This window comes from Hespellia stercorisuis DSM 15480 (assembly GCF_900142165.1).
Taxonomy (GTDB): Bacteria; Bacillota; Clostridia; order Lachnospirales; family Lachnospiraceae; genus Hespellia; species Hespellia stercorisuis.
The window spans coordinates 190,556-197,597 of sequence record NZ_FQZY01000005.1; the positions used below are offsets into that span (position 1 = coordinate 190,556).

The following is a 7,042-nucleotide window of genomic DNA, read 5'->3' on the forward strand; positions in this document are numbered from 1 at the left end:
TCTTTTCTTCCTTTTCTTACTGCACAAATTTCTTACCGCAACAGACGCATTCTTCATTCTCTATCATGAAAACTGCATCTGGTACAACCCCTCGTAGATACCATGGGCATGCAGAAGTTCCTCATGAGTCCCTTCCTCGGCAATGCCCTCATCCGTCAGCACTAGAATCTTTTCCGCGTTGCGGATCGTAGACAGACGGTGCGCGATGACAAACGTTGTCCTGTTCTTCGCGAGACTCTCCAATGACTGCTGTACCACCTGCTCACTCTCGTTATCCAGGGCGGAGGTCGCCTCATCAAAAATCAGAATCGGCGGGTTTTTCAGAAACACTCTCGCAATGGAGAGTCGCTGCTTCTGCCCTCCCGACAGCTTGACACCACGCTGTCCGATATCCGTGTCATACCCCTCCGGAAATGCCACAATGAACTCATGGGCATTGGCATTCTTCGCGGCAAGCACCACCTCTTCATCCGAGGCCTCCGGCTTTCCGTAACGGATATTATCCATGATTGTTCCCGCAAACAGATAGACGTCCTGCTGGACAATTCCGATGTTGTTGCGCAGATCATCCAGTCGAATACTGCGGATATCCATTCCATCAATCAGAATCTTTCCGGAGGAGACCTCATAGAATCTTGGGATCAGACTGCAAAGCGTCGTCTTTCCTGCCCCGGAAGGACCTACCAGAGCCATATAGCTCCCGGCGTCCACATTCAGATTGACATGATTCAATACCTTGTCCTGATTTTCTTCATAGCAGAAGGATACATCATCAAATATGATGTCTCCCTTCAATTCTCTCACTGCCACGGCGTCCTCTGCATCCTTGATATCCGGTGCAATGGACAAAATCTCAAGAAAACGCTCAAATCCAGTATACCCGTTCTGGAACTGTTCCGCCGAGTTTACCAGCTTTTTCACCGGTTCTGTGAAATTATTGATGTAGAGCAAAAAAGTGATCAGATCTGACACAACCACCTGTCCCGTTGTAAGGAACTGTGCTCCTGCCACCAGAACCACAACCGTCACCAACGTTGTCAGAGCATTCAGCCCGGAATTGTACATTCCCATATACAGATAGCTCTTCTTTTTCGCCTCCACAAACCGGCCGTTTCCCTTATTAAATTTGCGCAGTTCCTCGCTCTCGTTCGCAAAAGACTTTACGACCCGGATCCCCGAGAGGCTGTCTTCGATCTGGCTGTTGATATCCGCGATCTTCGCCCGATTCTGCGAGAATGCGCTCTTCATCTTTTTGTTGTAGTAGACTGCAAACACCACCATGGCTGGGATGAATGCAAAAGCGATGAGTGTCAGCTTCATGTTGATCATCATCAGTATTATAAACGAACCTATAATCTTGATCACAGAAATCAGTACATCCTCTGGCCCGTGATGCAGCAGTTCGCTGATATCAAACAGGTCACTCGTGATTCTGGATAAAAGATGTCCCACCTTCTGGTTATCATAAAAAGCAAAGGTCAGTTTCTGATAGTGTCCGAAGATGTCACTTCTCATATCCGCCTCCATCTTAGCCCCCATAATGTGGCCGAAGTAAGCGATATAGTAATTGCATCCGAACTCAACGACAACAAGGATCACCATGATCACTCCCAGCGAAAAGATTGTCTGAGAGAGTTTGCTGCCCTCATAATAAATCACATTGTTCGTAATATACCTCACAATCAGAGGGAGCGCCAGTGTGACCAGCGCTCCTATGATTGCAAAAAACATGTCACTAAAGAATAAAAACCGATACGGGTTATAATACGCAATAAGTTTTTTTAGTTTTTCCTTCATTATAATGATCCTGTCTGTTTAGTTTTCCTGCATCTTTCCAAGCTTCGCTGCCTGGTCCGCCGCGATCAGGCTGTCAATAATCTCATCCAGATCTCCTCCGAGAATCGAATCCAGCTTGTGCAGTGTCAGTTTGATTCTGTGATCCGTCACACGTCCCTGTGGGAAATTATAGGTACGGATTTTTTCAGAACGGTCTCCTGTTCCAACCTGGCTGCGGCGAAGTTCCGCTTCTGCGTCGTGCTGCTTCGCACATTCTAACTCATACAGCTTCGCACGGAGTACTTTCAGTGCCTTATCTTTATTCTTAATCTGGGATTTTTCATCCTGACAGGAAATAACAATTCCGGTCGGAATATGTGTCAGCCGCACGGCCGAATCCGTCGTGTTGACACACTGTCCACCGTTACCCGAAGCACGGAACACGTCGAATTTACAGTCATTCATGTCCAGATCCACATCCACCTCTTCCGCCTCCGGCATGATTGCCACCGTGATGGTTGAGGTATGGATACGTCCGCCGCTCTCCGTTTCCGGTACACGCTGCACACGATGTGTGCCGGACTCATACTTCAGCCTGGAATAAGCGCCCTGCCCCGTCACCATGAAGGAACAGTCCTTGAAACCGCCGATTCCATTCTCTGTACAGGAAATCATCTCCACCTTCCAGCGTTTGCTCTCTGCATAATGTGCAATCATACGGTAGATCTCCGCCGCAAAAAGTGCAGCCTCATCTCCGCCGGCACCTCCGCGGATCTCAACGATAACGTTCTTGTCATCGTTGGGGTCCTTCGGGAGCAGTAAAATCTTTAATTCTTTCTCAAGCTCTTCAATCCGGGCTTTCGATTCATTCAGTTCTTCCTTCGCAAGCTCCTTCATCTCTTCGTCGGACTCTTCGTCCAGCATCACCAGAGAATCCTCCACGTTCTGCCTGCATTGTTTATATTCCTTATATGCCTCCACGATGGGAGTTAAATCGCTCTGCTCTTTCATCAGCTTTGTAAAACGGGCTGCATCATTCGCCACATCCGGCTCCTGCAGTTCTCCCATAATCTCTTCATAACGAATGAGCAAATCTTCTAATCTGTCAAACATCTCTCTTACATCCTTTCTATAACTTGCATCTATAACTTGTACCGGGGAAACTTCCCCTCAGTGCCTGCGCAGATGCCCGTGGGTCCGGCCCGCCATTCCTTCATCTGCTCAATTTTCAAGACTCGATCGCGAGTCTTGGTGCGAGATTCGGTCAGCTTTGCTGACATCTTCTTCAAATCTCTTCACATCTGATATACGCCGGAAACCACACGGTCAAGCCCAGCCAGATCCTTTTTCACCATCACGCTGCTATAACCGGCCTCTCTCATCAGTGCACTCACCTGTGCTCCCTGATCAAAGCCAATCTCGAACAGCAGATGCCCGCCCGGTCTGATATACGCTACGCTCTCCCGGATAATACGCCGGTAAAAATACAGTCCGTCATCCTTCCCGTCCAACGCCAGCATCGGATCGTGATCCTTCACTTCCCGCTGAAGCTTCGGTATCTCCGATGTACGAATATACGGCGGGTTGGAGACAATGAGATCGAATTTCCCCTCGATTTTTTCAAACAGGTCACTCTCGATCCATGTCACGTCCGTTTCCAGCCGGTCTCCGTTTTTTTCTGCCACCGCCAGAGCTTCTTTCGACACGTCCGCTCCGGCACCTGCAAATCCCTGCAGTTTCTTTTCTCTTGCAAAATGTTCCATGCTCAGCAGAATACAGCCGGATCCCGTGCAAAGGTCGAGCACGCTCATGTGATCCTGCAGCAGCCCGCATGCACATTCCACCAGATTCTCTGTGTCCTGTCTTGGAATCAGCACATGGCTGTCCACAAAAAACGGCAGCCCCATAAACTCCTGCTCCCCTGTCAGGTGCTGCAGCGGAATATAACCTGCGCGCTTTTGAACCAACTCCTGATAGCGTATTTGTTTTTCTTCACAGACAGCGTCCCCCGCGTGTACATAATACATCGCTCTGCTTATCTTCGTCACAAACTCCAGCAGATACCAGGCGTCCAGCCCTGCCTCTGCAATCCCGGCCTCCGCCAGAATCGCACTGCCCTGCTCATACAATTCTTTTAAGGTCATTTCTCTTCCCCAAAGTTCTCAGCTTCATAAGTCTCCCAGTCAAACACGGCTTCTACCGCCTCGATTGCGACCTCGATCATATCATCCTGCGGCTCCCGTGTTGTCAGCTTCTGAACCATGAGTCCCGGCTGACTGAGCAGCGATATGACCGGGTTGTCACTATTGCCTGCCAGCTTGATGATCTCATAGGAAATCCCGGACACCAGCGGCAGCAGTGCAATCCGGATCAACACGCGCAACCAGACTATATCCACGCGGATAAAAATCCCGACGATAATACTGATGATGAGCACGAACAACAGGAAACTCGTCCCACAGCGCTTGTGCTGTCTGGAGCTCTTTCTGACATTCTCCACATTCAGTGGAAGTCCGTGTTCAATACAGTTGATACATTTGTGCTCCGCCCCGTGGTACATGAACACTCTCTGAATGTCCTTCATACGGGAAATGAGCAGCAGGTAGCCCACAAAAACCACCACCTTGAGAAGACCTTCCACGATAGCCCGCTGTGTATAGGTATGAATCTGATTTTTCAGCAGCCCGGCCACAAAAGACGGGAGCACCGTGAAAAGCAGCAGCGCCATAACAAAAGAAAATGCAATGGTAAGGCCCATTACAATATTTTCCACCCGCTCTTCTTTTTTGCTCTTCGCAGCCTGTTCTTCTTCTGTGATCGCTTTTTTTTCCGTTTTTTTATCTCCGCTTTCCTGTGTCTCCTCTTCCTCGTCCTCAAAGAAGCTCGCGGAATAGGTCAGTGTCTTCATTCCGAGCACCATGGAGTCGATAAAATTAAAGATTCCCCTCACGAAAGGAATCCGGGTCAGCGCCGTCCACGGAACAATGCTGTGATAGGTCTCAACCTGAAGTGCAATCGTCTTGTCCGGCTTTCTGACAGCAACCGCATACCGATCTTTGTTCTTCATCATGATGCCTTCCAGCACAGCCTGCCCGCCTATATTCGATGATTTCATATATTGTCCTCTACTTATATTATCTTTTCATTAACCGTTGTTCCAGTCTCGAAATCTGTAAGACATGTATTCACGGCTTTTGAAAGCCTGTTTGTAAAGCGGACATTCGCAATCCGCTCTGCTACTTGCTCATGAACATCCTGATTATAAGAACAGGCTGAGATTATAATAACCTCAGCCTGCAACGTTTCACTCTTATTTGTCTTGAATGCCGTATTTCTTATTGAACTTATCAACACGACCACGTGCCTGATTGGCTTTCTGCTGGCCTGTGTAGAATGGATGACACTTTGAACAAATTTCTACGTGGATTGATTCGTTTGTAGAACCTGTTGTAAATGTGTTACCGCAGTTGCATGTAACTGTTGCCTGATGGTACTCTGGATGTATTCCTTCTCTCATGATTTCACCTCTCTATTTCAAATTTTATTAACTTTTATCGTTAAACAGCTTTGTAATTGTATCATAGCTATTCGACATTTGCAAGGTCTTTCTCAAATAATTATTCATTTTTCATAACCTTTTTTGCAAATTTCTTAAATAAATCTCTGTTTCTTCACTTTATCGACCAATTCAATATTTGTTTTTGTTCTCGCAAACATATTGATCAGGTTGTCCGCCGACTCATCCGCCTTCAATCCGTTCATCGCTTTGCGAATGATGTCAACCGCCTCCAGCTCGTCCTTCGTGAGAAGCAGGTCCTCGCGTCTCGTGCTGGATTTTGCGATGTCGATTGCCGGGAAGATTCTCTTCTCCTGCAGTTTTCTGTCCAGAACAAGCTCCATGTTGCCTGTTCCTTTAAACTCCTCGTAAACCACGTCATCCATCTTGCTCCCCGTCTCCACAAGAGCCGTCGCAAGAATTGTCAGACTTCCGCCCTCTCGCATGTTACGGGCAGCTCCAAAGAACCGCTTCGGCATGTGAAGTGCCGCCGGATCCAGACCACCTGAAAGAGTTCTTCCTGACGGCGGAACGGTCAGGTTATACGCTCTTGCCAGACGTGTAATACTATCCAGAAGGATCATGACATCCTTGCCGTGCTCCACCAGTCTCTTAGCACGCTCGATCACCATCTCCGAAACTCTCTTATGATGCTCCGGCAGCTCGTCAAATGTCGAATAGATAACTTCCACATTCGGGCCCTCAATCGCCTCCTTGATATCTGTCACTTCCTCCGGACGCTCGTCGATCAGAAGGATCAACAGATGAAGCTTTGGCTCACTCCGCTGCACGGACAGCGCAACCTCTTTTAATAAAGTTGTTTTACCAGCCTTCGGCGGTGACACGATCATACCTCTCTGTCCCTTTCCGATCGGGGAGAGCAGGTCGACCATACGCATGGAGGTGGTGCTTTTCGGGTTCTCCAGTGCGATTCTCTGATTCGGGAAAATCGGGGTCAGATCCTCAAAATTCGGTCTCTGTCCCGCCTCAGCCGGGCGCATTCCATTCACCGTTGTCAGATAAAGCAGTGCACTGAATTTTTCCGACTGACTTTTCACTCTCTTGTTTCCTGCCACAATATCCCCTGTCTTCAGGTTGAAACGGCGAATCTGAGATGGCGATACATACACATCACTCTCTCCCGGAAGGTAGTTGGCACTTCGGATAAATCCATATCCATCGGGAAGCACTTCCAGAATCCCGTTGGCAGCTTCTCCGCTGTCTAGCTGCTCCAGATCCGTCACTTCTTTTTTCTCGCCCTTCTCCTCTTTGGCAGAAGCTGCGGCACGCACCTCTTCTTTGGCTGCGGTTTTTGCCTCCTCCTGACTTTCCTTCTCGTCCTGTTCGAGCATCGCTTCAATCAGCTGTGGCTTTTTTAAGGTTGAAATTCCCCTCATCTTTCTTGCTTTTGCAAGCTCCTTTAACGTTGTCAGTGGCAGTGATTCATATTTTTCTCTATTCATAAATAATCCCTATCCTTTCTATAGTTAAACTCTAAATAGTAATGCCTCGATTGTAATTTACACAGCGGGAAACGTTGTCTGAAACGACATCTACGAAATATGAAAATAGTATACACTATTTTTCAAAAAAAAGAAAGCAAAAAATGACCAATTGCAGCGTTGAGGAATAAAAACTTTTCGCAATAAAATAACCAGAATCTAAGCAGGAGTACCTCTTGTGCGGTAAAATATAAGTAACAAATTTTTC

6 protein-coding genes are annotated in these 7,042 nt (G+C 47.7%); all 6 read right to left on the bottom strand.

Annotated features, from left to right (window positions below):
• Nucleotides 1–63: 63 nt before the first annotated feature.
• The 6 genes from BUB85_RS00900 to rho all read right to left on the bottom strand — a co-directional run bounded on the left by BUB85_RS00900 (nucleotide 64) and on the right by rho (nucleotide 6,795).
• A complete protein-coding gene (locus BUB85_RS00900) occupies nucleotides 64–1,797 on the bottom strand; it encodes an ABC transporter ATP-binding protein (RefSeq protein WP_073103856.1) in 1,734 nt (577 codons plus the stop codon).
• A gap of 18 nt (nucleotides 1,798–1,815) precedes the next feature.
• Complete coding sequence (gene prfA / locus BUB85_RS00905; protein ID WP_073103859.1) at nucleotides 1,816–2,889, bottom strand: peptide chain release factor 1; 1,074 nt, start codon at nucleotides 2,887–2,889, stop codon at nucleotides 1,816–1,818.
• Between the two features lie 182 nt (nucleotides 2,890–3,071).
• Nucleotides 3,072–3,920 (bottom strand): peptide chain release factor N(5)-glutamine methyltransferase, encoded by an 849-nt coding sequence (prmC, locus tag BUB85_RS00910; protein ID WP_073103861.1) that lies wholly within the window; start codon nucleotides 3,918–3,920, stop codon nucleotides 3,072–3,074.
• A complete protein-coding gene (locus tag BUB85_RS00915) occupies nucleotides 3,917–4,891 on the bottom strand; it encodes a DUF1385 domain-containing protein (RefSeq protein ID WP_073103863.1) in 975 nt (324 codons plus the stop codon). Before BUB85_RS00915 ends, prmC begins: the two co-directional genes overlap by 4 nt.
• A gap of 195 nt (nucleotides 4,892–5,086) precedes the next feature.
• On the bottom strand, nucleotides 5,087–5,293 hold the full coding sequence (rpmE, locus tag BUB85_RS00920) for a 50S ribosomal protein L31 (RefSeq protein ID WP_073103866.1): 207 nt from the start codon (nucleotides 5,291–5,293) through the stop codon (nucleotides 5,087–5,089).
• A 134-nt stretch (nucleotides 5,294–5,427) separates the two neighbouring features.
• A complete protein-coding gene (gene rho / locus BUB85_RS00925) occupies nucleotides 5,428–6,795 on the bottom strand; it encodes a transcription termination factor Rho (RefSeq protein WP_073103868.1) in 1,368 nt (455 codons plus the stop codon).
• Nucleotides 6,796–7,042 lie beyond the last annotated feature (247 nt).